The organism is Tardiphaga robiniae (genome assembly GCF_013359755.1).
GTDB lineage: Bacteria > Pseudomonadota > Alphaproteobacteria > Rhizobiales > Xanthobacteraceae > Tardiphaga > Tardiphaga robiniae.
The window spans coordinates 134,941-160,387 of sequence record NZ_JABMCJ010000083.1; the positions used below are offsets into that span (position 1 = coordinate 134,941).

Below are 25,447 nucleotides of genomic sequence, written 5' to 3' on the forward strand. Positions count from 1 at the left end.
GCGCTCAGCCGACAAACACTATCTCGGCTTCACCAAGCTTTTCAAATCGCACCACACAGCGATCACCGGGCTTCAGGAACGGCATGCCGGTCCAGCTGCCTGTCGTGACGATATGCCCTGCTTTCAAGCCTCCGGCATCCCGCCACATATTGGCCAGCGCGATTGCAGCGGCAAGCGGATCGTCGGTCGGATGGCCGCCTTTGCGCTCCAGCACCGTCTCGCCGTTCACAACAAACGTGATGTGCAGGTTCGGCAAATCGAGATGTGACCAGTCGGCCATCTCAGGCCCGAGCACCAGCCCGCCATTGATCCCGCAATCGGCGAGCTGCTCCAACCGCGGCCGGCTCGTCGGCTCCCGAAACCGGCTGGAGACCACCTCGATGGCCGGCAGCACGGCCACGGATTGCGCAATCTCTTCGCGCGTATAAGGCGCGGCGCGCGCCGGCATATCGCGGGTAAAGCGGAAGGCTACCTCGCCTTCGACGCCGAGATGCGGGACTTCGGCCACCGACATATGCGCCGGGCTCGAACGGATCATCCGGGCTTCGATCAGACCACGTGTCGGTTCGCCCTCGGGCGGCGCACCGGCCTTAAAGGCACCAATGGGCTGTCCGACGAGAGTGGCCACGCGATCCTGAATCTCGTGCGCCTCTCCTACCGAAGACGGCGTTACCGGAAGTCCTTCGATCTGCGTCCCGTTGCGGCGCGCTTCGGCAAGAATGTCGGCGGCCGTTTCGATTTCAGATTCGGTCATGGCAAATTCGGCTCCCTCCAGGAACAGAACACTTAGCGGATTCGCGGTCCGCGCACCGGCTAAGGGAGACCGCTTCAACAAGAAGCCTGGCCTTCTCACGAAGGCCGGGCTCCTTTTTCCGAAACAGTCTTCGATCAGCTGCGGGTGCGCGAGCGGATCATGAAACTGTCGAAGCTGTACTCGGCGACCTGCCACCAAGTGTACTGGTCGCCGCGGAAGGCCACCATGCTGTCATAGACTTTCTTGAACGCCGCATTGCTGGCCGAGGTCTCGGCATAAACCTCGTTGGCAGCCTTTAGCGACGCATCCATGATGGATGCGGGGAACGGCCGCAGCTGCGTGCCACCGGCCACCAGGCGCTTCAGCGCCGGCGGATTGTAGGCGTCGTAGCGTGCCTGCATGGTTTCGTTGGCGAGCGACGAGGCGGTCTTGATGATCGACTTGTAGCTGGCAGGAAGCTGCTCCCACTTAGCGAGGTTGACCATGTTGTGCAGTGTCGGACCGCCCTCCCAGAAGCCGGGATAGTAGTAATATTTGGCGACCTTCTGGAAACCGAGCTTTTCATCATCGTAAGGTCCGACCCATTCGGCGGCGTCGATGGTGCCCTTTTCCAGCGACGGGTAGATATCGCCGGCGGCCACCTGTTGCGGAACGAGCCCGAGCCTGGTGAGCACACGGCCGGCGAAGCCGCCGATGCGCATTTTGAGACCACTGAGGTCGGATGGCTCCTTCAGCTCCTTGCGAAACCAACCGCCCATCTGGCAGCCGGTGTTGCCGGCCGCGAATCCGATGACGTTGTAGCCTTTGAGAAATTCATTGAAGAGTTCGGCGCCACCGCCTACCTGCAACCATGAGGTCTGCATCCGGCTGTTGAGTCCGAACGGAACCGCCGTACCGAACGCGAAGGTTGGATCCTTGCCTACATAATAGTAGGCTGCCGTGTGGCACATCTCCACGGTGCCGTTGGAGGCCGCATCCAGCGCCTGCAGACCGGGCACGATCTCACCTGCGGCAAACACCTGGATCTGGAATTTGTTGTCGGTGGCCTCGGCAACGGCCTTGGCGAATACCTCGCTGGCGCCATAGATCGTATCGAGCGATTTCGGAAAGCTCGACGTTAACCGCCATTTGATTTCCGGCGAAGATTGCGCGATGGCCGGCGCGGCAATGGCCGCACCGGCAGCCCCCAGACCGGCAGCCTTGATGAACTCACGACGCTTCATGATGTGCTCCCTGGATGTGAATGTGTCAGCGCCCTTCTTGGCGAGGGCGTTGGGGAGCAGCATGGGCCAGGTTCCAGCGAGAAGCCACGGCGATTTGAGTGACGCAATGCAAAAAGCCCGACCTTCTCGCGAAGGCCGGGCTCCATGTTTGATCGAGGCTTAAGATCAGCCGCGGGTACGCGAGCGGATCATGAAGCTGTCGAAGGTGTATTCAGCGACCTGCCACCACAGATATTCGTCCGAACGATAGGCCTGCATCGCGTCGATCGACTTCTTGAAGTCGGCGTTCTTCGCGGAGATTTCAGCCCAGAGTTCGTTGGTGGCCTTGAGGCATGCATCCAGAACTTCATTGGTGAACGGACGCAGCTGCGTGCCACCGGCGACGAGCTGCTTCAACGCCGCCGGATTCTGCATGTCGTAACGAGCGGCCATCCAGCTGTTGGCATTGGCGCAGGCATTGGTGAGGATCGCCTGATAGCTCTTCGGCAGCGCATTGTACTTCTCGAGGTTGGTGAAGGCGTGGACCGTCGGACCACCTTCCCAGAAACCTGGATAGTAGTAGTACTTCGCGACCTTTTGGAAGCCGAGCTTCTGATCGTCATAGGGGCCGACCCACTCGGCAGCGTCGATGGTGCCTTTTTCCAGCGACGGATAGATGTCGCCACCGGCAAGCTGCTGCGGCACGACGCCGACCTTCTGCAGCACCTGACCGGCGATGCCGCCGATGCGCATCTTGAGGCCGGAGAGATCGGCAACGGTCTTGATCTCCTTGCGGAACCAACCGCCCATCTGCGTGCCCGTATTGCCGCAAGGGTGACCGATGACGCCAAATTTCTTGAAGAACTCGTTGCCGAGCTGCTCGCCGCCGCCCTGGTACCACCAGGAATTCTGCTGACGTGCGTTCAGGCCAAACGGCACCGACGCATAGATCGCGAAGGTCGGATCCTTGCCGACATAGTAGTAGGACACAGTGTGGCACATTTCGACGGTGCCGTTCGAGGTCGCATCGAGCGCCTGCAGACCGGGGACCAGTTCACCGGCCGCGAAGACCTGGATCTGGAATTTGTTGTCGGTCATTTCGGCGACCTGCTTCGCCATCATCTCGGCGCCGCCATAGATGGTGTCGAGCGACTTCGGGAAGCTCGATGCGAGGCGCCATTTGACCTCGGGCGCGGACTGCGCGATCGCCGGCGAGGCAACGGCGGCCACCGCGGCGCCGGCCGTCGAAACCTTCAAAAACTCACGACGCTTCATTCAAGCTCTCCTTTTGCGGGCGTTTTCCCTAGAATTCCTTTGAGCATATTCAGCGGCAAATCGTTGCGCGATTCAACCGAAGACGCTCTGGTGCAGAGGCTGTCTAACACGGTTATTCGGCCGCGGAAAACACGACGAACGTCGTTGCCAGCCCAATTGAACGAAAGTTCTATGCGACATCTCGGCCCCGGCCACCGGCCGGCTTACGCTGCCGCAATAACGCCCTGCAACCGATCGCGGATCTGCGTGCCGATGGCCCGATAGATCGCGGCGTGCGGGCCGTTGGGCTCGCTCACGACCACCGGCGTGCCGGCATCCGACATGGCGCGGATGGACATATGCAGCGGCACCTCGCCGAGGAACGGCACCTTAAGCCGCTCTGCCTCATGACGGGCGCCGCCATGGCCGAAAATGTCGGATCGGGTGCCGCATTCCGGGCATTGGAAATAGCTCATGTTCTCGATGATCCCGAGCACGGGCACATTGACCTTGGTAAACATCGCAAGGCCGCGCCTCGCATCGATCAGCGCCAGATCCTGCGGCGTCGAGACGATCACGGCGCCCTTCAGGGGCACGTTCTGCGCCAGCGTGAGCTGTGCATCTCCGGTGCCGGGGGGCATGTCGACGATAAGGACGTCGAGCGTGCCCCAGGCGACATCGCGCAACATCTGGGTGATCGCCGACATCACCATCGGCCCGCGCCAGATCATCGCGGTCTCTTCCTCGACCAGGAAGCCGATCGACATGATCGACAGACCGAAGCGTTCGATCGGGATCATCTTCCTGTTGTCGTCCAGGGTCGGCTTTTCATTGATGCCGGTCAGCCGCGGCACCGAAGGACCATAGATATCGGCGTCGAGCAGACCGACCTTCAGGCCGAGATCGCGCAGGCCCAGCGCCAGATTGAGCGCCGTCGTGGACTTGCCGACACCGCCCTTCCCCGAGGCCACCGCGATGATCGCGGCAACGCCAGGAATTTCAGCCTGTTTTGACATTGGCGAGTTGGCCGGGTTCGCATGCGGGCGATGCGCCGAGACCGGCTGCACGCCGCCGGACTGCGGACCATGCGAATGCCCACCGGGACCATGGGAATGCCCTGCATGGTCGTGGCGCTGCGGCGCAGGCGGTGCGCTGCCCGGCTTGCGCTCGGCGGTCAGCGCGACCATTGCACCTGTGACACCAGGGATCGCTCGCACTGCGGCTTCCGCCTGCGCGCGCACGCTTTCCCAGGCCCGCGCTTCAGCGGCGTCCACATTGATCGAAAACAGCACCTTGCCGTCGGTCACGACGATCTCGGACAAAACATCCGCATGGATCAGCGGCACGCCGCGCGGCGATGTCACCTTGGCCAGACCATCCAGAACCTGCTGCTGCGAAACGCTCAATGCGTGTCTCCCGATCGACGGACAAACTAGACCGCACAGATAGAGAACTTCCGCCCTAAGTCCATGCCGTTTCTAGGCTATGTTGAGAATTCCGAGATTGCTCTGGCACAAGACCGGCACCAGATTTTCTTTTGCAGCGCACCATAAGCGGCTGCAGCCATGAGCGGTAACGGGGGCTTTGCCGCGTCCTGTGCAGCGACTATGCTGGCGCTCCTCATCACCAGCGATCTCGCCGCCACCAACCAGGGCGGCGCCTCACTTCCCAACAGTCGACGTTCGGCAGCAAAGCCGACAGCATCCAAAGGGTACGGACATGGCCAAAGTTGCATTTATCGGTCTCGGCGTCATGGGTTTCCCCATGGCCGGTCACCTTGCCACCAAGGGCGGCCACGAGGTCACCGTCTACAACCGCAACGCAGCCAAGGCCAAAGCATGGGTGGAGAAGTTCGGCGGCAAGTCCGCAGCAACCCCGAAAGCGGCTGCCGAAGGCCAGGACTTCGTGATGTGCTGCGTCGGCAATGACGACGACCTGCGCTCGGTCACCATCGGCGCTGACGGCGCATTCAGCGGCATGACCAAGGGCGCGATCTTCGTCGATCACACCACCGCCTCCGCCGAAGTGGCCCGCGAGCTCGATGCTGCGGCGACCAAAGCCGGCTTCCAGTTCATCGACGCGCCAGTGTCGGGCGGCCAAGCTGGCGCAGAGAACGGCGCCCTGACCGTAATGTGTGGCGGCACCCAAGCGGCCTATGCCAAGGTCGAGCCGATCATCACCGCCTACGCCAAGATGCAGAAGCTGCTCGGCCCCGCGGGCTCCGGCCAGCTCACCAAGATGGTCAACCAGATCTGCATCGCCGGCCTTGTCGAGGCGCTGTCCGAAGGCATTCACTTCGCCAAGAAGGCCGGTCTCGATGTGAATGCGGTGGTCGAGGTGATCTCCAAGGGCGCCGCGCAGTCGTGGCAGATGGAGAACCGTCACAAGACCATGAATGACGGAAAATTCGACTTCGGCTTCGCCGTCGAATGGATGCGCAAGGACCTCTCGATCTGTCTCGCCGAGGCCCGCCGCAACGGCGCCAGCCTGCCGGTCACGGCCACTGTCGATCAGTTCTACGGCGAGGTCGAAGCGCTCGGTGGCAAGCGGTGGGACACTTCAAGCCTCTTGGCAAGATTGCCCCGGTAACCATCTAGGTTTCCTGAACAAATCACGGCGGAACGGCGTCCTGCAGGCGCCCTCCGTCGATACCATTTTTATTGAATATTAACCGGATTACGTCGTTCTTTAAGGCACCTCTTAATGATTGTGCGGCACAGATAGGGTCTGTGAAAAACCGCGCGCGTTTGCGTGCAGGATTTGTGTACGAGTGATGAGTGAGCCCGCCGCCAGGCCCGAGGTCGTCCAGCTTCCGGCTGAAACGCCCGTCGCTGTTCCGCCGCGCAATCGCCGGGCGGCACAACAGCGGGTGCGCGAAGCGCGCGACCGGCTGACCTCGACATCGGGAACGCGACCCGCTTTCGATCGCGAACTGCTCCGCCAATACGCCCAGACCCGCCTCTCCGCCTCGCTCGTCATCACGCTTCTGGTGGTCGGCACAGGCATCCTGTTCGGGTTCTGGATGCAGCCGCTGCCGGCCGCCGCATGGTCATGCGGAATGCTGTGCATTCACGCGGTGATCCTGCGCGCCTGCAATCGCTATCTGGCGGAAACACCGACACCCAGCAGCACGCATAAATGGCGGCTGCGCTTTATCTTTCTGGACCTGCTCTACGGCCTGTCGTGGACGGTGATCCTGGTGCATCCGACCGGTGTCGACGTCGTCTCCAATTCGCTGATGATGTTCCTGATGCTGCTGGTGGTCGCGGTCTCCAGCATGCTCGCCGCGAGCCTGCCGATTGCCGCCTTTGCCGCCACCGCGCCGGTGACCCTCGGCGTGGCGCTGAGCTTCATCCTGCGCGGCACCTTCGACAACTACGTGCTGGCCGTTTTGGCTGTCGCAGCCGAAGGCTATTTCGCGCTTCTGGCGCAGCGGCTGCATTCGACCACGCTCGCGACGCTGGAAGCCCGCGCCGAGAAGGACGCCCTGATCGGCGAGCTCGAACAGGCCAAGGCGATCTCCGACGAAGCGCGCCACCGCGCCGAAGCCGCCAATGTCGCCAAGTCGCGCTTCCTTGCGCAGATGAGCCATGAATTGCGCACGCCGCTGAACGCCATTCTCGGCTTCTCCGAAGTGATGAAGAGCGAGATCTTCGGTGGCCATGCCGTGCCGGTCTACAAGGACTATTCCGCCGACATCCATAATTCCGGCGTGCACCTTCTGAATCTCATCAACGAGATCCTCGATCTGTCACGCATCGAAGCCGGCCGCTACGAGCTGAACGAAGAAGCCGTGTCACTCGTGCATGTCGTCGCGGACTGCCATCACCTCCTGAAGCTGCGCGCATCGAGCCGCGGCATTACCATCCACGAAGTATTCGAACACGGCATGCCGCGGGTCTGGGGCGACGAGCGCGCCTGCCGCCAGATCGTGCTGAACCTGCTGTCGAATTCGATCAAGTTCACGCCGCAGGGCGGCGAGATCTGGCTCAAGGTCGGCTGGACCGCCTCCGGCGGCCAGTATCTGAGCTGCAGGGACACCGGCTCGGGCATCGCCGAAGACGAGATCCCGATCGTGCTGGCCTCCTTCGGCCAGGGATCGAACTCGATCAAATCGGCCGAACAGGGTGCCGGTCTCGGTCTGCCGATCGCCAAGAGCCTGATCGACATGCATGGCGGCACATTCACGCTGAAATCGAAACTGCGAGTCGGCACCGAGGTGATCATCACTTTCCCGCCGGAGCGTGTGATGTCTGCGCTTGCGCCGATGGCGCCCGATGGGCCACCGCTGCAGCCCGATTACGAGATGAACGTCGCCGACGAAAAGCGTCGGGCCCGTAACAAACCCATCATGAATGCAGGAACAGGGCTGTGATTTCGACGCTTGCGCAAGCGAGCCGATCCGCTTCAATATTACTGGATGAGCAAAGAAACGCCGTGCATCGCAGTCTGCTTCATCGACCCCAAGACCAAGCTCTGCCTCGGCTGCGGACGCACGCTGCCGGAGATCGCGCGCTGGGGAAAAATGGACAGCGCGGAGCGTCTGGATACGATGGCACTACTGCCGGCCCGCATGGCCGAGGCGGGGCTGGAGCCTTCGTCGACATACGCAGCGAAGAGGACATCCGCGGCCACCTGAGAGGCTCGCCATGAGTCGGGTCTTTCTTCTCGTCATCGTCATTGTCGCGACGGCAGGCGCCGCCCTCGCCTATGGCGATCCCAAGCAGATCTCCAAGGCCGGCAATCTCGTCACAGAAATTTTGCGCAAGCAGAGCCCGCCGCCACTGCGGCTGGTCGACGTCCCGCGCGGCAACACTGGCGAGTTCGGGCTTCAGGTCAAGATCAACGGCGTCCAGACGGCGATGGTGATCGATACCGGCGCAACCTCGGTGGTGCTGACTTATGAAACCGCAAAGGCCGCGGGCCTGCCGCTCGAATTGCTCGACTACAATGTCGACGTCGAGACTGCGGGCGGCCGCACCAAGGCGGCGCGATTGACGCTGGATCGTCTGGCGGTCGGCAAACTGGTCGAGCGATCCGTCCCGGCACTGGTGGTGCCGCGCGGCCAGATGAAGACCAACCTGCTCGGGATGAGCTTTCTCGATCGCCTGGAAAGCTGGGAAGTACGCGCCGACAGACTGATGCTGCGCGGCTATCCGTAACTAAGCCGCGACCGACTCCGCAGGCTCGTCCTCGACCTGCGCAATGGCTTCTCGGAGCACATTGATGCTCGCACCATGCTTGACGCCATTCTCCGCCAGATAACGCCGGAATGCGCGTGCGCCGCGCACGCCGTGGAATGCGCCGACGAAATGCCGTGTGATCGAATGCAGCCGCGTGCCCTGCGCGAGTTGATCCTCGATATAGGGCATCATCGCCGCGAAGGCGTCTTTCATCGTCGCATGCGGCGCGGGCTCGCCGAACAATTCGGGATCCACCGACAGCAGCCGCCACGGCTCCTGATAGGCCGCGCGGCCGAGCATCGCGCCATCCACATGCGCCAGATGTTCGGCGGCTTCAGTGATGCCGATGATGCCGCCATTGATGACGATCGGCACGTCGGGCATTGCCGCCTTGAGCCGATAGACGCGGTCGTAGTTCAGCGGCGGAATGTTGCGGTTCTCTTTCGGCGACAGGCCATTGAGCCACGCCTTGCGCGCATGGACGATCAGACCATCGGCGCCGGCGGCGACCACCGCGCGTGCCAGCGTATCGAGTGCGACTTCGGGATCCTGATCGTCGATGCCGATGCGGCACTTGACGGTGACCGGCACGTCCACGGCCTGCTTCATCGCGGCCACACCGCGCGCCACCAGATCCGGCTCGGCCATCAGGCACGCCCCGAAGCGCCCGTCCTTCACACGATCCGAGGGGCAGCCAACATTGATGTTGATTTCGTCATAGCCGAAATCCACGCCGATCTTCGCAGCCTCCGCGAGGTGCGCCGGCTCCGAACCACCAAGCTGCAGCGCCACCGGATGTTCACTGTCGTCAAAGCCAAGCAGCCGCGCACGGTCGCCATGGATCACGGCGCCCGTCGTCAGCATCTCCGTATAGAGCCGCGCCCGTCGCGACAGCAGACGATGGAAGACGCGGCAATGCCGGTCAGTCCAGTCCATCATCGGGGCAATGGAAAAGCGCCAGTCTAACATATTGTTTTCATTGAACTTTGTGATTTTAGTCCGTGTATCTGATTTTTGGGCTGACATATGGTCAGAGCCACAGAGCTAAAGCATTTTCCTTTCTTTTCAACTGCTTGATCAGATCTCAGTCCTGTTCGCGGAGATTTCCCCTCGCCGGCACAGTATTGCGGTACCGGATGACCCAAGAGCAGCGATTACATGTCCACGGTCATCGACAGGAGATACGTACGCGGTGCTCCCAGGAAGAACGTTCCGAATGAGGCCACGCTGGACCAGTAATTCGCACCGGTCACATTCTGAACGTTCGCGCGGAAAACCGTCTTCCTGCCGTTGATTGCCGTCGTGTAACGGGTACCGAGATCGAGTCGCGTCCAGTCCGGAATCGGTTGCTTGTTCGCTGTATCGACGAACTGCTTGCCCGTGTAGATGACTGCCCCATTCAAAGTGAGCCCCCTCACCCACGGGAGATCCCACTCGGCGCCAATATTGGCCTGTACGTTCGGAACGCCGATTGGCGTGTTACCCACGTTAGCCGCGACAGCGGTCTTCGTCAGGGTGCCATCCAGCAGCGACAAGCCTCCGAGGACACGGATATCGGGCATGAGTTCGCCATAGACGTTGAATTCGAGCCCACGGACTTGCTGTTCGGCGGTCGCCGCGAAGCGTCCGCCGGACAGCTCGCCGCTCGCCTTCGATATCTCGAAGGCGCTGAAGGTGGTGGCGAACCGACCGAAGTCCAGCTTGATGCCGGCCTCGTACTGCTTGGCGATGTAGGGCGAGAGTACTTCGCCGAAATTGGAAGCGGTCTGGGGCGCGACGTCGCCTCGGCTTAGACCTTCGATATAGTTCGCGTACAGAGAGACGTTGTCCCGGGGCCGGATGACGAGACCAACCACTGGGGTAGTCGCGCTCCTGTCGTAGGACGACGTGAGCGTTCCGACATTGGAGAGATAGTTGTTCGCCTCGATGCCCTGGCGCCGGACACCCAAAGTCAACAAGACACGCTCATCGAGCACGGACAAGGTGTCAGCAATCGAGAGCCCCGTGAGTTCACTGTCCGAGAGCCGAGGGCGCTCGCTGATCTCGTTCGCGAACTGGGTCGGCGCCACCGTCGGATTATAGATGTTCGACGTGACCAGACTGCCATTGGTGAGTCGCCGGTACAGCGCGTCATGATAGACCGAAGCCTGGAAGGCGACCGCGTGGTGGACGACGCCGGTATCGAAGCGGGCGCGGACGCCACCATCATATGTGGTTCGATCGATGCTAAGCCCGAAAAATTGAGGCGTTGCGGTCGTGTCACCGCTCGTATTGATGATCGTCGGAAGACCGAAGAATCGCTCGACGTTAGTCCGAGATCCGCCCACGTCGGCGAACAGCGTAACCTGATCGCTTACATCGTATTCGGTCCGCAGCAAGGCAGATTGATCGTTGATGTGCGACCATTCCCATGGTTGCGTCATGTTCAACCGACCATCCGGCGCCTTTGATACTTGCAGGCCGGGAGCCATGAGAAAGGGACGTGACGGAGCGTCGAACCGATCGGTCTGGGCGATGAGGTAGAGCCAGGACCTGAACCGTTCGCCCTGATAGTCAAGGGCCAGCGATCCGACACCTGTCGTTTCGGACTGGCGGTCAATGGGCGTATCGCCGTCGCGCAGGCTGCCGTTGACGCGCACGCCCCATTCCTTGCTGTCACCGTAACGCCTCGCAATATCCCAGTGGCCACCGAACTGTGCGGCAGAACCGTAACTTGCGGTGAAGCGGGTCAAGTCCTCTCCCGCGCGCTTGGGCACGACATTGATGACGCCGCCGACGCCGCCATTGGGCGCAATGCCCGAGAGCGCGGCTGAGGGGCCCTTGAGCACTTCGATGCGCTCGACGTAATCCGTGAAGATGCGGTATGTCGGCGCGATCCCATAAAGGCCCTCGAAGGCGAACTCACCGCTGTTGCCTTCGTTGACCGGGAAGCCGCGAATGTTGAAGGAATCGAGCACACCGCCCGTTGGGTGGGAACTGCGCACGGAAGGATCCAAGATCAAGGCATCCGCAGCCGTCGCCGCCTGCTGATCCCGGATGAACTTGTCCGTGTAACTCGTCATATTGAACGGCGACTTCATCGTATCGGTGTTTCCGAGCAGTCCCAGCCGTCCGCCTTGAGCGACCTGGCCGCCTGCAAAGGCGGGCACGACACCCGGCTGCGACGGCCGCGATTGCGCCGCGACGATTTGCGTTTGCGGGGCGTCAGACACCGTGGCGCGCCGCGAAGTTGATCGGACCCCGGCGACATTTCGTTTGATTGGTGCGCGGCGGACCAACCGCTGCGTCGGAGCATCGACGGTCACAGGAGGAAGAGCGGTGGCGCCTTGCGGTGTTTGGGATTGAGCAGGCGATTCAAACCACGCCACAAACGCCACGCCACCTAGTAGTGTCACGCCAAAGCGAGCCACCGTCCGAACCCCACCTGCAAGTCGCATTCCCAGAAAGTCCTTCATCAACAGCACGTCGGCCGACGCGAAATGGTTCCGCACGTGGCCTGCAACGACCATAGCTCCGAGATCCGCTCTCCGCGTCCGAGCAGGGCCGACACTCAACGTGAATCATTTTCTCCGCAGAATCGCATTCCGCGTTAGCCGCCTGTGCCTCATCGGCAACGTCCGATTGCTCGTGATCTGCAGCGCTTCACTAGAGAGACGCCATCGTCACCGCAACGCTAATGCACGCGCTGCGATTTAGAATGCCTCGATCATCGACGAATCGAGTCAGTTGAAATCGTGTCTGGAAAGATTCCAAAGGTGCTTTGAAAGACTCAAAATCAGTGCCGTTGAAATTTGGCAGGAAGATAGACGCAGCGCTCTCGTCAGCGAGCCATGCTTTTCCTGGACGCGGCAACGTAATAGGCTGCGCTTTTCTGGAACGCTCCAGACATCGTCACGGCCGACTGTTGCGCGCAACCATTTCGTTCCTGTCGCTGTCATTACGACGACAATCTGCAGCAGCTCAAGATGCGCAAATCAAAGGGAACGTGAAGAGCTCTGGCGATGGTTCGATGGGCCGCCGTCGTCTACTAATATGGTCGCCCTGTTTTCATAGCGGCGAGCAGCCTGACTGGCGCCGCGGCCCGTGCAGAGAAATCGACTTTCGATGTCGTTCGTGGAGCCGAACTACAGCTCAGTCCTTGTATTCATACAACAAGCGGGCGCGGATCGTACCTTCCAGCGCCCGAATATCTGCCAGCACCCGCTCGCTATCCGCCGCCGATGCATCGGCATCGAGAACGACATAGCCGATGTCGTTGTTGGTCTCGTAATATTGCGCGGCAATGTTGACTGCGTGGCGCGCCAGCACCTCGTTCAGCCGTCCCAGCATACCCGGAACGTTGCGCTGGACCTGGATGAATCGGGTACCTGACGGACGCGCCGGCAGTTGCACCTGCGGGAAGTTCACCGTGCCCATAGTCGACCCGCTGTCGCTGTAGTCGATCAGTTTACGTGCGACTTCCGCACCGATGCGCTCCTGAGCTTCTTCGGTGGAGCCGCCGACATGCGGCGTCAGGATGACGTTCTCCAGACCCTGCAGCGGGGTCACGAAGCGCTCCTGATTGGAGCTGGGCTCGACGGGGAATACGTCGACGGCCGCACCGCGCAATTTGCCCTGGCGCAGTGCATCGGCCAGCGCATCGAGATCGACCACGGTGCCGCGGCTGTTGTTGATGAAATAGGCGCCGTCCTTCATGGCGGCGAATTCGTCGCGACCGATCATCCCCTGCGTGGCCGGGGTTTCCGGCACATGCATGCTGACCACATCGCTCTGCGCCAGCAGTTCCTGCAGGCTTCCGACAGGTTCGGTGTTGCCGTGACGCAATCGATCGGTGTGATCGTAGAAGATCACGCGCATGCCCAGCGCTTCCGCCAGGTTCGAGAGCTGCGAGCCGATGCTGCCGTAACCGACGATGCCGAGCGTCTTACCGCGCACTTCATAGCTGTTATTGGCCGATTTCTCCCAACCGCCTTCATGCGCCAGGTTGGAGCGCGAGATGATCCGGCGGAACAGCATGACGATCTCGCCGATCACCAGTTCGGCAACCGAGCGCGTATTCGAGAACGGCGCGTTGAACACGGGAATGCCGCTGCGGCGCGCCGCGTCGATATCCACCTGATTGGTGCCAACGCTGAAGCAGCCGATCGCGATCAGCCGGTCCGCGGCATCGAGCACGTCCTGGGTGATCTGCGTGCGCGACCGGATACCGAGAATGTGTACGCCCTTGAGTGCTTCCTTCAGCTCATTGCCACCGAGCGCCTTGGAGAGCCGCGTCACGCTCGAATAGCCCGCCGCCTCGATCAGCTCGACCGCGCTGTCGTTCACGCCTTCGAGCAGAAGGATTTTGATCTTGTCTTTCGGGAGGGAAAGCTGCGGCAAAGGCAGGCTGTTCATGGTCACGGTCGCGGAGTCCTTTGAGCAATGAATGAGATAGAAACCACGCTGGAGCGGTAAAGCCCCGGTTGGTCCGGCTCACATCGTCTGGTTTGGTTTGGCGCCTGTTTAACGTCACCGCACCGATCTTGCTACGGGTATCTAACCCATTGAAATCACTTATCTCTGATCCAAGGTCATAGAGAAGCCGGCTCGGGACCGCGCTGTGGCCTGCGAGAATCTGGAGCAGCCTGCGCGCCCGCGCGCTCCCTCGGGGAACGGAACAGGACCCGGGAAATTGTCACGTGACTTCAGTACGAGGCGCGGACAGCGCCTTCCTTCCCCAGCCTCAAGGTGCCCCATTTCCGATCTCGATCCCGATACCACCGAGCATGCTGATTTGCGCGGCGGACATTCGCCGTGGTTTGCCGGCCTGCAGCATGCCCCCCGTCAGCCCCTCACCGAAGACATCACATGCGATGCCCTGATCGTCGGCGGCGGCATCACCGGCGCCCTGATGGCCGAGCAACTGACGCGGCAGGGACTGGATGTGGTGATCGTCGATCGCGAATTGCCTGGGCGCGGCAGTACAGTAGCGAGCACGTCGATGCTGCTGTGGGAGATCGATCGATCGCTGCAGGAGCTGACACATCTCTATGGCTATGAGCGCGCCGCGCGTGCCTATCGCGCCAGCTATGACGCCGTCCATGGATTGAAGGCGCTGGTCCGGACGCTCGACCTGCGATGCGACATGCGCGCGAAGGACTCGCTCTATCTTGCCGCAGGCGAGAGTGCCAAAGGGCTGATCGAGGAACACGCGCTTCGCGCGCGCGCCGGTCTGCCCGGCACACTCCTCGATCACAAGACCCTCCTGTCCGAATACGACATTGCCCGGGCCGGTGCCATCATCTCGCCGGACTCGGCAGATTCCGATCCGTTGCAACTGGCACTGGGGCTGCTGAATGTCGCGACGGCGCGCGGCGCGCGATTATTCGAGGCGGAGACGACCGCGTTCGACTCCGCAGGCCACGCCGTCGGCGTTCAATTGACTGACGGCCACACCATCGAGGCCCGCCACGTCGTGCTGGCCACCGGCTATGTGATGCCCGATATCGTGCACACAACGGTACAGAAACCCTCTTCGAGCTGGGCGATCGCGACGAAGCCGCAGCCGGACAGACTCTGGCGCGACGGCGTGCTGATCTGGGAAGACAGCAAGGATTATCTCTACGCCCGAACCACCGCATCCGGCCGCATCATCATCGGCGGCGAAGACAGCGACGAGATCATCGATCCTGATGCACGCGATGCCCTGATCCCTGCCAAGGCACGAGCGCTGAAGGAGAAGCTCGCATCACTCTGGCCACGCGCCGAACTTGCCATCGACTATCGCTGGGCCGGTACTTTCGACACCACGCGCGATGGCCTGCCCCTGATCGGCCCTGTCCCCGGCCATCCGCATCTCTATGCCGCCTATGGTTATGGCGGGAACGGCATCACCTTCAGTTATCTCGCAGCGCAACTGATCGGCGGGATGATCGCGGGCAAACGCTCGCCATTGCTAGATGACTTCGCGCTGCAGCGCGATATCGCCTGAAACTTAGCGCGCTCGACTCGGCGAATTCAGCTATCCCCATGTGATCAAAACGCAGGCGGCGAACGCCCCGTTTTGCGTCAGCGACACTGATTGACTTCCAAAAGACGATTGTTAGCATACAAGTGAATTTTGGCCCTCCTGCCCGGGGTTTTTCCATATGAAGCCGGCGCCGTTCACGCGACACGTCCCACGCACCGTGGATGAAGTTGTGAGTGCATTGGCCGAGTTTGCGCCGCTCGATGGCCGCATTCTGGCGGGCGGCCAGAGCCTGGTGCCGATCATGGCGTTCCGCATGGCGCGGCCAGCACACTTGATCGATATCAATGAGGTCGAAGGGCTCGACCGCCTCGCTGTCGACGGCGACTATCTCTCGATTGGCGCGCGGGTGCGCCACGGCGCATTCCACAAGCCTGTCATCGACGGTCCGCTCGGTAAGCTCCTCGCTTTCGTGGTCAGCCACATCGCGCATTATCCAATCCGCATGCGCGGCACGTTTTGTGGCAGCCTCGCCCATGCCGACCCTGCATCGGAATGGTGCCTCGTCGCGGCAACACTGGACGCCAGTCTGGTGGTGAAGAGCGTGCGTGGCGAACGCATCGTGCCGGTCACCGATTTCCTCGAAGGCATCATGTCGACGTCGCTGGCCGAGGATGAGTTCCTCGCCGAAGCGCGGTTGCCGCTGCTACCCGACGATACCAAATTCGGCTTCTATGAATTCAGCCGCCGTGCCGGCGATTTTGCAATGTCGGCAGCGCTCGTCACCTATCGCCTTGTTGATGGCGTGATCGCCGATGCACATGTCGGCATCGGCGGTGCCGAGGATCGTGCGCGACGCATTCTCGAAGCCGAAGATGTCTTGAACGGTAACGCTCCCTCGCCGGACCTGTTCGTCGCCGCCGGTGAAGCCGCAGCGAATGCAATCGAACCGCTGGAGGATATTCAGACCACGGCCGAATATCGCTGCGATCTGGTCCGCGCCGTGACGCGCCGCGCGCTGGAGCGGTCATTGCTATGACGGTCCATACCAAGGGCTCCGGTACGACCTGGGTCGGGCGTTCGATCCGCAGACTCGAGGATCCCGCCCTCGTCACCGGCCGCGGCCGCTTCACGGCGGATATGCCGGCCACACACTGGGTGCGCTTCGTCCGCAGCAGCGTGGCTGCCGGAACGATCGAGAACATCACGGCACCGGAGCGCGCAGGCATCGTCACGGCCAAGGACCTCGCAAAGCTGAAGCCGATCCGGCCGATGCTGAGCAAGTTCAACTATGTCGCCGTGGGTCAGCCGATCCTTGCCGATGGCGTGGTGCGGTTCACAGGAGAGTCCATCGCGGCCGTCTACGCGCCGAGCAAGGATCAGGCGGAGGACATTGCCGATCAGGTCGAGGTCGAGATATCCGAAGGCGCACCGCTGATCGATGCGATGGATGCGCTCGCCGAAGGTGCTCCGCTGGTTCACGCCGACACCAAGCACAACGTGATCGTCGAGGGTCGCATCGCGACACCCGGCTTCGAGGATGTTTGGAAGACCGCACACAAGGTGCTGCACGTTGAAGCGCGCTCGCATCGTCAGAATGCGACGCCGATGGAAACCCGCGCAGGTCATGCCGCCTATGACGGATCGACCGGCCGCGTGACGCTGACCTGCACCACGCAGATGCCGCATCTGACACGCACGGCGGTGTGCGATATCCTCGGTATTCCCGAATCCGATCTGCGCGTCGTCGCTCCCGATGTCGGTGGCGGCTTCGGCCAAAAGATGTCGCTGGCGCCGGAATATGTGCTGCTGGTCTGGCTGGCGCGCAAATTGCGCAGCTCCGTGGCCTGGACCGAGGATCGCCGCGAAAACCTGATTGCGAGCTTTCACAGCCGCGATCAACACGTCCAGCTCGAAGGCGCATTCGACAAGAGCGGAAAGCTGCTCGCTTTGCGCGGCGACATTGTCGCCAATATCGGCGCCTATTCCTGTTTCCCGACGACCTGCGGCGTCGAGCCCTTGATGGCACTGGCCGAGCTCCCCGGCCCCTATGACGTCCGCGCCTATGACTGTCGCTCGCGCGGCGTGATGACCAATACCTGTCCGATGGCGCCCTATCGCGGCGTCTCGCGGCCGGTCATCACCTTCGTGCTCGAACGCTTGATGGACAAGGCTGCCGCAGCCTTCGGCATAGAGCCGACCGAACTACGCCGCCGCAATCTGATCGACAAGTTCCCTTACACGTCGGCGACCGGGCTCGTCTTCGATGACGGTAGCTACAAGGAAACCATGGAGATGGCCATCAAGGCCATCGACCTCGACGCATTCCGCAAGCGCCAGAAGATCGCGCGCGATGCCGGCCGCTATCTCGGTATCGGCTTTGCCACCTTCTCCGAGCGTACTGGCTATGGCAGCCCGGCTTTCGCGGCACGCGGGATGGAGATCACTCCGGGCTTCGAGACCGTGTATCTGACCATCGATCCCTCGGGCTTCGTCGAAGCGCGGATCGGCTCGTCGCCGCATGGCCAGGGACTGCGCACATCACTGGCGCAGATCATCGCCGACGAGATCGGCATCGATCCGGAATTCATCAAGGTGGTTCACGGCGACACAGACCGCTCGCCCTATGGCTGGGGCACATTCGCCAGCCGCTCGCTGGTGCTCTCGGGCGGCGCCAGCTTGCTTGCGGCGCAGAAGATCCGCGCCAAACTGCTGAAGATGGCGAGCCATTTCCTTGAAGCAGCGCCCGAAGACATCACGCTGCAGTCCGGCTCGGCGCATGTCATCGGCACCGATCGCTCCGTCACCATCGCGTCGATGGCGCGTGCGGCCTATCACCAGACCCACATCTTCAAGGGCGAGATCGAACCGGGTCTCACCGAAACCGGCACTTACGATCCATCCGGAACCTTCTCCAATGCCTGCCATGTCGCCATCGTCGAGGTCGATATCGAGACTGGCCGCGTCGAGATGGAGAAATTTCTGGTCGTAGAGGATGCCGGGCTGATCATCAATCCGATGATCGCCGACGGCCAAGTCCATGGCGGCGTCGCGCAGGGCATCGGCAACGCGCTGCTGGAAGAGATCATCTATGACGAGACCGGAAACATCCTGACCAGCACGCTGGCGGATTTCCTGCCGCCGACGACACACGAAATTCCCGAGATCGAGCTGCATCACGTCGAGACCCTGACCGGCAATTCGATCACCAAAGCCAAGGGCCTCGGCGAAGGCGGCGCCATCGGCGCGCCGGCAGCGGTGATCTCCGCAATCAACGATGCGCTGTCGCCATTCGGAATCTCCATCGACGAAATGCCGGCAACGCCGCAGCGCATTCGTGCGGCCCTGCGCAGCAGCGGAAAATTGCCAAGCAACGGAAAACTTGCATGAGCGACAAGACCGACATCACCCTCATCATCAACGGCCAGTCCCACGCCATTCGCGTGGAGTCGCGCCGGACCCTCGCCGACGCGATCCGCGAGGATTGCGGTCAAACGGGTACGCATATCGGCTGTGAGCACGGCGTGTGCGGCGCGTGCACCGTGCTCGTGAATGGCGAGCCCGTGCGCGCGTGCCTGATGTTCGCGCAGCAGGCGGACGGCAAGCAGATCCGCACCGTCGAAGGCCTCGCCAATGGCGACGAGATGCACCCGATGCAGCGCGCCTTCATGGAGAACCACGGCCTGCAATGCGGTTTCTGCACACCCGGCTTCCTGATGCTCGCCGTCGGCGTGCTGGAGCGCGAGCCGGATATTTCCGACCGTGATCTGGTCGACGTGCTGTCGTCGAACCTGTGCCGCTGCACCGGCTATCAGAACATCATCAAGGCGGTCCGCGCCGCCGCGGTGGAGATGCGCCAGTCGTGAGTGCTGCCGCGAAAGCGACCTTGGTCGGCAAGTCCGTCCTCCGCAAGGAAGACGGCCCGCTGCTGCGCGGCCAGGGTAAATTTGCTGCGGACATCAATTTCCCGAACCAGCTTTACATGCGCGTGGTGCGTTCGACCTATGCCCACGGCAACATCGTCTCGGTCGACCTCGCGCCGGCGCTCGCCATTCCCGGCGTGGTCGCCGCATGGAGCTTTGCCGATGTCTCCGAGATCCCGCCAATCGACTTTCGCCTGACCCGGCTGGAGCAGCTCGCCGCCTATCGCCAGACTATTCTGGCCAAGGACAAGGTGCGCTATGTCGGCGATCCCGTCGCCGTCGTGTTCGCCGAAGACCCCTATCTTGCCGAAGATGCCGCCGAGCATGTCGAGGTCGAGATCGAGGAACTGCCGGTGATCCTGCAGGCCGATGGCGAGATCGGCGAGTTCCGCGACGGACTACCGACCGAGACCGCGCTGATCGAGAAAGGTTATGGCGACGTCGATGGAGCGTTCGCCAAAGCGCATGCCGTAGTCAGCCTTTCGCTCTCCATCGGCCGTCATTCCGGCGTTCCCCTGGAGACGCGCGGGGCCATTGGCCGTTACATCGCCGAGACAGACATGCTGGAAATGTACGGCGCGGCAAAGGTCCCGCACTGGAATCGCGACCAGCTCGCCAAGATGTTTGGCCGCACCGCTGCCAACACCAATCTGTTCGAAGGCCATGTCGGCGGCGGCTTCGGCATTCGCGGCGAGATGTATCCCGAGGACGTACTGGTGTGTCTGGCCGCGCTGCGCCTCGGCCGCCCGGTAAAATGGATCGAGGATCGCCGCGAGCATCTGATCGCGGCCAATCACTCGCGGCAGCAGACCCATCACATCCGCGCGGCGATCGATCACGACGGCAATATTTTGGCGATCGACAACGAGTTCTTCCACGATCAGGGCGGCTATATGCGCACGCATGCCGCCACCGTGCCCGACCTCGCCGCTGCGATGCTGCCCGGCCCCTATCGCATTCCCGCCTATCGCGTGCTCGGCCATATCCGCCTGACCAACAAGACGCCTGGCGGCACCTATCGCGCGCCCGGCCGCTATGAGAGCACTTTCGTGCGCGAACGCTTGCTGGATGCGGTCGCGGCCAAAGTGGGGATCAACGGCGTCGAGGTCCGCCGCCGCAACCTCATCGCGACCAGCGAGATGCCGGTCACGCGTGCATTGGAAACGCTCGGCACCGACATCGTGCTGGATTCAGGCGATTATCCAAAGTTGCTGGACAAGGCGCTGAATGGCATCGGCTGGGACGACCTGCAGACGCAGATTACGTCGCGTCGCAAGGCGGGCGAACTGGTCGGCTCCGGTGTCGCCATGTTCGTCGAGAAAAGCGGTCTTGGCCCGTTCGACGATGTGCGGATCAATGTCGGGACCGACGGGCTCGTGGAAGTCGTCACCGGCGCCGCTTCGGTCGGCCAGGGCGTCGAAACGGTCATCGCTCAGATTTGCGCAGAGAAACTCGGCGCCAGCTATGACAATGTCAGCGTGATCCACGGCCAGACCAACCGTATCGCCAGAGGCCTCGGCGCCTTCGCCTCACGCGTCTCCGTGATGACGGGCGAAGCGACGCGGCAAGCCGCACTGAAGCTGCGCGACAGGGCTCTCGCGGCCGCAGCCGAATTGATGCAATTGACGGCCGATCAACTCGATATCGTCGATGGCGAGATTGTCCGCCTCGATGGCGGTACCGGTCCATCCATGACGCTCGCCGAGATCGCAAAGGCGCTGGAACCGGGAGGCAATCTGGTTGGTGATAGCGAACCTGGCCTGTTCGCCGAAGCGTCGTTCGAATCCAAGCATATGACTTACCCATACGGCGTCCATGTCGCCGTCGTCTCGCTCGCCCGCGACACTGGCGGCATCAGCGTCGAGCGGTATCTTGTCGCCTATGACATCGGCAAAGCGATCAACCCGATGCTGGTCGATGGCCAAATCGTTGGTGGCGTTGCCCAAGGCATCGGTGGTGCGCTTTATGAAGAGTTCACCTACGACGACCGCGGCGAACCGCTGGCGGTAACCTTCGCCGACTATTTGATGCCGACGGCCCGCGAAGTACCTGATGTCGAAGTGATCATTTCCGAGGATGCGCCGAGCCCGCTCAACCCAATGGGGCTCAAGGGCGCCGGCGAAGGCGGCACCAATGCCGTCGGCGCGGCGATTGCAGCGGCGATCGACGACGCGCTCGGCCAGCCCGGCGCCATCACGCAGCTGCCAGTCTCGCCGCAACGGATCAAGGCGCTGCTCAATAGCAAAATGTGATCAGGTAATCTTCTTCAGCAACCGCGTCAGTGTGCGTTGCTCTTCGGCGGTCAAGGGGCGCAGCGTCTTGGCGCTGACGTCCGCTGCAACACGGATTGCCGCATCGACCACACGGGCGCCCTTCTCGGTCAGCGACACCGCACGGCGACGGCGATCCGTAGGGTCGCTACCGGTGGTGATGAAGCCGCGCAGGCCCAGCCGATCCACAACCCCCTTGATGGTCGCGGCATCGAGATAGACCAGCCGCCCCAGATGGTTCTGTGAACTCGGGCCGACCTCATGCAGCTTCGCCAGCACGGCGAATTGCGTCTGGGTCAGATCCTCGATCATGTTGGACATGAAGATGGAGGTGTGGCGCTGCATCGCCACGCGCATCAGGAAGCCGACTTGGGAGTCGAGGACATAGTCCGGCGATGGCTCCGCGGTCGGAAGGGCCTTCAGCTTGGTCGGTTTCTGCGCCATGTCGTCCCCGATGATCTCTTGCTAGTTATGAACGATCTTCGGTTGCCGCGACAGTTGAAGTTTTGGTCGTTACACCGTCAAATAAGCGCGTTGAATGTCAATATTCTCCGCCAGCTCGGTCATGGTGCCGTTCCATTGGATCTGGCCCTTTTCGAGGACGTAGGCCCTGTCCGAGACCAGTTCGGCGAAATGCACGTTCTGCTCCGACAGCAGGATCGACACTCCAGCCTTTTTCAGTTCGAGAATGGTATTGGCCATCAGTTCGACGATCAGCGGGGCGACCCCTTCGGACGGTTCATCAAGCAGGATCAGCAGCGGATTGCCCATCAGCGTCCGCGCCACGGTGAGCATCTGCTGTTCGCCACCGCTCATCCGCCCTCCCGGACGGTTCGGCATTTCGCCCAAGTTCGGGAACAGCGCCAGCAGCTTCTCTTCGGTCCAGACCGGCGCCGGCACGCCGTCGCTGAACTTGCGTGGCGGCTGGCGGCCGATATCGAGATTTTCCAGCACCGTCAGATCGGAGAAAATACGACGGTCTTCCGGCGTGAAGCCGAGGCCGAGCCGCGCGATCTCGTAAGGCTGCCGGCCGGAGATATCGTGGCCATCGAACCGGATCTTGCCGGTAGACTGCGCCATCAGGCCCATGATGGCTTTCATGGTCGTGGTCTTGCCGGCACCGTTGCGGCCCATCAGTGCGACGACTTCGCCGCGCCCGACATTCAGGCTGAGGTCATAGAGGATCTGCGCGGCGCCGTAAGACGCACCGAGATTTTCGACCGAGAGCATCGGGGCACTCATCAATGCGCCTCCGATTTCTGGAAAGTCTTGCCGGTGCCGAAATACACTTCCCTCACCTGCGGATTGTCGCGGATCGACTTCGCATCGCCGTCGGCGATCAGCCGGCCCCGCGCCAGAACGATTATGCGATCGGCGAAGGCGAACACCACATCCATCGAATGTTCGGTGAACAGCACGGAGATGCCCTTCTCGATCACCAGACGTTTCACCAGCGCAATCAGGTCGTTGCGCTCCTTGGGCGCCATGCCGGCCGTCGGCTCGTCCATCAGCAGCAGCCTTGGATCGTTCGCGAGCGCAATCGCAAGCTCGACACGCTTGACGTCGCCATAAGCCAGTTCACGGCTCGGCCGATCAGCGGCGTCCTGCATGCCGACCTGGGCCAGCAACTCCAGCGCGCGCTCGCGATGCAGCGAGGATGCCGGCTTCCACAGCCGGTAGACCTGATTGGCGTGGGAGATCAGCGGCATCTGCACATTCTCGACGACCGTCATCGAGTTGAAGGTGGCGGCGACCTGAAAGGTACGACCAATACCAAGGCGCCAGATATCGCGCGGTTTCCTGCCGTTGAGCTTGGCGCCCTCGAACCAGATCTCGCCGGAATCCGGCGGCAACTGGCCGTTGATCATGTTGAAACAGGTCGACTTTCCGGCGCCATTGGGGCCGATCAGCGCGAGGAATTCACCACGCTTGATGTCGAACGACACTTCGTTGACGGCACGCACGCCGCCGAAGGATTTCGAGAGGGAACGAATGGCGAGGTCGCTCATGATGCGGCCTTCGATGTTGTCTTTCGTCGTGAGATCAGCTTGACGAAGCCGCCGACGATGCCACTCGGGAAGGCCAGCACCAGCAACAGGATGATGCCGCCAAGCAATGCACGCCAGTATTCCGTCGAACGCATCATGAAATCTTGCAGCACCGCATAGACCGACGCGCCGACGATTGGGCCGGTCAGCGTCTGGATGCCACCGAGCAGCACCATGACGAGACCATCAATGGAGCGGCTGACACCGATGGTCTCCGGCGAAATCGAGCCCTTGGCGAAGGCGAACAATCCACCAGCGATGCCGCAGATGCCGCCAGCAATGGCGAAGGCCAGCCAGTGCACGCGCTTGACGTCGAGACCGATCGCTTCGGCGCGCAAGGGAGAGTCGCGCCCTGCCCGCATCGCGTAACCGAATGGCGCGAACAGGAATTTGCGGAGTAGCAACACCCCGAGCGCAGCGAGTGCGAGTGTCAGGAAATAGAATGCTCCACGGCTGTCGAATGGCACCGACGGCCACACCCCGAGCACGCCGTTGGAGCCACCTGTGAGTGTTTCCCACTGGAACACCGCCGCCCATACGATCTGGGCGAAGGCGAGTGTGAGCATCGCCAGATAGACACCAGACAGACGCACGGCGAACCAGCCGAACAGCAGCGCGCCGACCAACGCCAGCACTGGCGCGGCTGCCAGTGCGAGCCCCATCGGCGCAGCAAACCATTTCACCAGCAGCGCTGCGCCGTAAGCACCGAGGCCGAAATAGGCCGCATGGCCGAAGGAATGCATGCCACCCGGCCCCATGATGAAATGCAGGCTGGTTGCAAACAGCACGGCAATCAACACGTCGATGCCGAGCACGAGCGTATAGGGCGAGTTCTTGGCGATCAGTGGCAGGCACACGAGAACGACAAGAAGGATGAGGCCCGCGATCTTCGTAGCTGCTGTCGCAGAACGCAGCGGCTCTTCGGGCTCCGCGACACTGCGCACAGCCACCTGCTCCCGACCGAGCAAGCCGTAGGGCCGCGCGATCAGCACCGCGGCCATCACGAGGAATTCCGCCACCAGCGTGAGCTTCGAGAAGTTCACCGTGAAGCCGCCAAAATTCACGACGCCAAGGCCGATGCACAACGCCTTCACCTCGGCGATGATGACCGCCGCAAGATAGGCGCCGGAGATCGAGCCCATGCCGCCGACCACAACGACGACGAAGGCGTCGCCGATCACGATCAGATCGGTCGCCAATGTTGCGGGCTCACGCGCGATCTGCAGCGCGCCGCCAAGGCCTGCGAGCAAAGCGCCCAGCGCGAACACGCCCGTAAACAGCATGGCCTGGTTGACGCCAAGCGCGCCGACCATCTCACGGTCCTGCGTGGCTGCACGCATCAAGCGACCGAAGCGGGTCTTGGCCAGCGCCAGATGCAGCATCCACAGCACGAAGGGGCCGACGAAAATCAGGAAGATATCGTAAGTGGGCAGCCGGCGGCCGAGCACCTCGATGGAGCCGGTCAGGCCTGGCGCGCGCGGGCCAAGCAAATCCTCAGGACCCCAGATACACAGCGTCGCGTCGTTGATAACGAGCACCAGCGCGAAAGTGGCGAGCAATTGAAACAACTCAGGTGCGCGATAGATCCGCCGCAGCAGAAGGATCTCGATCGCAGCGCCGATCAAGGCCACCAGCAATGCGGTCAGAACAATGCCGCCCCAGAAGCCGACGGCACCGCCGACCTTGGTGGCGATGCTATAGGCGATATAGGTCCCGATCATATAGAGGGACCCGTGAGCGATATTGACGATCCGGGTGACGCCGAAAATCAGCGACAGCCCGGCGGCCACGAAGAACAGGCCGGAGGCGGCCGACAGGCCGTTCAGCGCCTGAAACAGAAACGCGTTGAAACTCATCGGAGGAATCC

Annotated in this window: 20 protein-coding genes; 9 read left to right on the top strand and 11 right to left on the bottom strand. The window is 62.0% G+C overall.

The features are described from left to right. Positions 1–4 precede the first annotated feature (4 nt). The 4 genes from HP556_RS13805 to apbC form a co-directional block, all read right to left on the bottom strand. Entirely contained in the window at positions 5–949 is a 945-nt protein-coding gene (locus HP556_RS13805; protein ID WP_338117571.1) for a 2-keto-4-pentenoate hydratase, read from the bottom strand. Beyond that, positions 889–1,977 carry a TRAP transporter substrate-binding protein gene (locus HP556_RS13810; RefSeq protein WP_175367519.1) on the bottom strand — a complete coding sequence of 363 codons (1,089 nt, stop codon included), beginning with the start codon at positions 1,975–1,977 and terminating at the stop codon, positions 889–891. Before HP556_RS13810 ends, HP556_RS13805 begins: the two co-directional genes overlap by 61 nt. A 165-nt stretch (positions 1,978–2,142) precedes the next feature. Further along, positions 2,143–3,231, bottom strand: a complete 1,089-nt coding sequence (locus HP556_RS13815) for a TRAP transporter substrate-binding protein (RefSeq protein ID WP_089267138.1) — start codon at positions 3,229–3,231, stop codon at positions 2,143–2,145. 203 nt (positions 3,232–3,434) lie between these two features. After that, the gene (gene apbC, locus HP556_RS13820; protein WP_068730555.1) at positions 3,435–4,616 is read right to left on the bottom strand and encodes an iron-sulfur cluster carrier protein ApbC; all 1,182 of its coding nucleotides are present in this window, start codon (positions 4,614–4,616) and stop codon (positions 3,435–3,437) included. A 313-nt stretch (positions 4,617–4,929) separates the two neighbouring features. On the opposite strand from apbC, the gene HP556_RS13825 reads away from it, so the two are divergent. From HP556_RS13825 to HP556_RS13840, 4 genes are all read left to right on the top strand, one after another. Beyond that, a complete protein-coding gene (locus tag HP556_RS13825) occupies positions 4,930–5,799 on the top strand; it encodes an NAD(P)-dependent oxidoreductase (protein ID WP_175367388.1) in 870 nt (289 codons plus the stop codon). Positions 5,800–5,983: 184 nt separating this feature from the next. After that, positions 5,984–7,585, top strand: a complete 1,602-nt coding sequence (locus HP556_RS13830; protein WP_089267135.1) for a sensor histidine kinase — start codon at positions 5,984–5,986, stop codon at positions 7,583–7,585. 45 nt (positions 7,586–7,630) lie between these two features. Further along, complete coding sequence (locus tag HP556_RS13835; protein WP_068730727.1) at positions 7,631–7,849, top strand: DUF1289 domain-containing protein; 219 nt, start codon at positions 7,631–7,633, stop codon at positions 7,847–7,849. A 10-nt stretch (positions 7,850–7,859) separates the two neighbouring features. Beyond that, entirely contained in the window at positions 7,860–8,372 is a 513-nt protein-coding gene (locus HP556_RS13840) for a TIGR02281 family clan AA aspartic protease (protein WP_175367389.1), read from the top strand. On the opposite strand, the gene dusA is transcribed toward HP556_RS13840, so the two are convergent. The 3 genes from dusA to serA all read right to left on the bottom strand — a co-directional run bounded on the left by dusA (position 8,373) and on the right by serA (position 13,787). Continuing rightward, positions 8,373–9,362, bottom strand: coding sequence for a tRNA dihydrouridine(20/20a) synthase DusA (gene dusA, locus HP556_RS13845; protein WP_210269180.1), 990 nt, complete (start codon positions 9,360–9,362; stop codon positions 8,373–8,375). 185 nt (positions 9,363–9,547) lie between these two features. After that, positions 9,548–11,902, bottom strand: a complete 2,355-nt coding sequence (locus tag HP556_RS13850) for a TonB-dependent receptor (RefSeq protein WP_093758933.1) — start codon at positions 11,900–11,902, stop codon at positions 9,548–9,550. 622 nt (positions 11,903–12,524) lie between these two features. Beyond that, the gene (gene serA, locus HP556_RS13855; RefSeq protein WP_089267132.1) at positions 12,525–13,787 is read right to left on the bottom strand and encodes a phosphoglycerate dehydrogenase; all 1,263 of its coding nucleotides are present in this window, start codon (positions 13,785–13,787) and stop codon (positions 12,525–12,527) included. Between the two features lie 379 nt (positions 13,788–14,166). On the opposite strand from serA, the gene HP556_RS13860 reads away from it, so the two are divergent. The 5 genes from HP556_RS13860 (at position 14,167) to HP556_RS13880 (ending at position 21,514) form a co-directional block, all read left to right on the top strand. Then, positions 14,167–15,363 (top strand): NAD(P)/FAD-dependent oxidoreductase, encoded by a 1,197-nt coding sequence (locus tag HP556_RS13860; RefSeq protein ID WP_246297689.1) that lies wholly within the window; start codon positions 14,167–14,169, stop codon positions 15,361–15,363. A gap of 157 nt (positions 15,364–15,520) precedes the next feature. After that, positions 15,521–16,378: an FAD binding domain-containing protein gene (locus tag HP556_RS13865; protein ID WP_276509737.1), complete on the top strand. Its 858-nt coding sequence runs from the start codon at positions 15,521–15,523 to the stop codon at positions 16,376–16,378. Further along, on the top strand, positions 16,375–18,729 hold the full coding sequence (locus HP556_RS13870) for a xanthine dehydrogenase family protein molybdopterin-binding subunit (protein ID WP_175367392.1): 2,355 nt from the start codon (positions 16,375–16,377) through the stop codon (positions 18,727–18,729). The genes HP556_RS13865 and HP556_RS13870 overlap by 4 nt, the downstream gene beginning before the upstream one ends. After that, entirely contained in the window at positions 18,726–19,205 is a 480-nt protein-coding gene (locus HP556_RS13875; protein ID WP_175367393.1) for a (2Fe-2S)-binding protein, read from the top strand. Before HP556_RS13870 ends, HP556_RS13875 begins: the two co-directional genes overlap by 4 nt. After that, a complete protein-coding gene (locus HP556_RS13880; protein WP_175367394.1) occupies positions 19,202–21,514 on the top strand; it encodes a molybdopterin cofactor-binding domain-containing protein in 2,313 nt (770 codons plus the stop codon). The genes HP556_RS13875 and HP556_RS13880 overlap by 4 nt, the downstream gene beginning before the upstream one ends. Here HP556_RS13880 and HP556_RS13885 read toward each other — a convergent pair whose 3' ends face one another. The 4 genes from HP556_RS13885 to HP556_RS13900 all read right to left on the bottom strand — a co-directional run bounded on the left by HP556_RS13885 (position 21,515) and on the right by HP556_RS13900 (position 25,436). Then, a complete protein-coding gene (locus HP556_RS13885) occupies positions 21,515–21,976 on the bottom strand; it encodes a MarR family winged helix-turn-helix transcriptional regulator (RefSeq protein ID WP_175367395.1) in 462 nt (153 codons plus the stop codon). It lies immediately after the preceding gene. Positions 21,977–22,045: 69 nt separating this feature from the next. Next, complete coding sequence (locus tag HP556_RS13890; RefSeq protein WP_175367396.1) at positions 22,046–22,774, bottom strand: ABC transporter ATP-binding protein; 729 nt, start codon at positions 22,772–22,774, stop codon at positions 22,046–22,048. Then, positions 22,774–23,541 carry an ABC transporter ATP-binding protein gene (locus HP556_RS13895; RefSeq protein WP_175367397.1) on the bottom strand — a complete coding sequence of 256 codons (768 nt, stop codon included), beginning with the start codon at positions 23,539–23,541 and terminating at the stop codon, positions 22,774–22,776. The genes HP556_RS13890 and HP556_RS13895 overlap by 1 nt, the downstream gene beginning before the upstream one ends. Further along, positions 23,538–25,436: an ABC transporter permease gene (locus HP556_RS13900; protein WP_175367398.1), complete on the bottom strand. Its 1,899-nt coding sequence runs from the start codon at positions 25,434–25,436 to the stop codon at positions 23,538–23,540. The genes HP556_RS13895 and HP556_RS13900 overlap by 4 nt, the downstream gene beginning before the upstream one ends. Positions 25,437–25,447 lie beyond the last annotated feature (11 nt).

Coding starts and splice junctions, on each gene's coding strand:
- HP556_RS13810 (WP_175367519.1), bottom strand. CDS start 1,977: ATGAAGCGTCGTGAGTTCATCAAGGCTGCCGGTCTGGGGGCTGCCGGT.
- HP556_RS13875 (WP_175367393.1), top strand. CDS start 18,726: ATGAGCGACAAGACCGACATCACCCTCATCATCAACGGCCAGTCCCAC.
- HP556_RS13895 (WP_175367397.1), bottom strand. CDS start 23,541: ATGAGCGACCTCGCCATTCGTTCCCTCTCGAAATCCTTCGGCGGCGTG.
- HP556_RS13870 (WP_175367392.1), top strand. CDS start 16,375: ATGACGGTCCATACCAAGGGCTCCGGTACGACCTGGGTCGGGCGTTCG.
- HP556_RS13865 (WP_276509737.1), top strand. CDS start 15,521: ATGAAGCCGGCGCCGTTCACGCGACACGTCCCACGCACCGTGGATGAA.
- HP556_RS13900 (WP_175367398.1), bottom strand. CDS start 25,436: ATGAGTTTCAACGCGTTTCTGTTTCAGGCGCTGAACGGCCTGTCGGCC.
- HP556_RS13890 (WP_175367396.1), bottom strand. CDS start 22,774: ATGAGTGCCCCGATGCTCTCGGTCGAAAATCTCGGTGCGTCTTACGGC.
- HP556_RS13840 (WP_175367389.1), top strand. CDS start 7,860: ATGAGTCGGGTCTTTCTTCTCGTCATCGTCATTGTCGCGACGGCAGGC.
- HP556_RS13835 (WP_068730727.1), top strand. CDS start 7,631: ATGAGCAAAGAAACGCCGTGCATCGCAGTCTGCTTCATCGACCCCAAG.
- serA (WP_089267132.1), bottom strand. CDS start 13,787: ATGAACAGCCTGCCTTTGCCGCAGCTTTCCCTCCCGAAAGACAAGATC.
- HP556_RS13885 (WP_175367395.1), bottom strand. CDS start 21,976: ATGGCGCAGAAACCGACCAAGCTGAAGGCCCTTCCGACCGCGGAGCCA.
- HP556_RS13850 (WP_093758933.1), bottom strand. CDS start 11,902: ATGGTCGTTGCAGGCCACGTGCGGAACCATTTCGCGTCGGCCGACGTG.
- HP556_RS13830 (WP_089267135.1), top strand. CDS start 5,984: ATGAGTGAGCCCGCCGCCAGGCCCGAGGTCGTCCAGCTTCCGGCTGAA.
- dusA (WP_210269180.1), bottom strand. CDS start 9,362: ATGTTAGACTGGCGCTTTTCCATTGCCCCGATGATGGACTGGACTGAC.
- HP556_RS13825 (WP_175367388.1), top strand. CDS start 4,930: ATGGCCAAAGTTGCATTTATCGGTCTCGGCGTCATGGGTTTCCCCATG.
- HP556_RS13815 (WP_089267138.1), bottom strand. CDS start 3,231: ATGAAGCGTCGTGAGTTTTTGAAGGTTTCGACGGCCGGCGCCGCGGTG.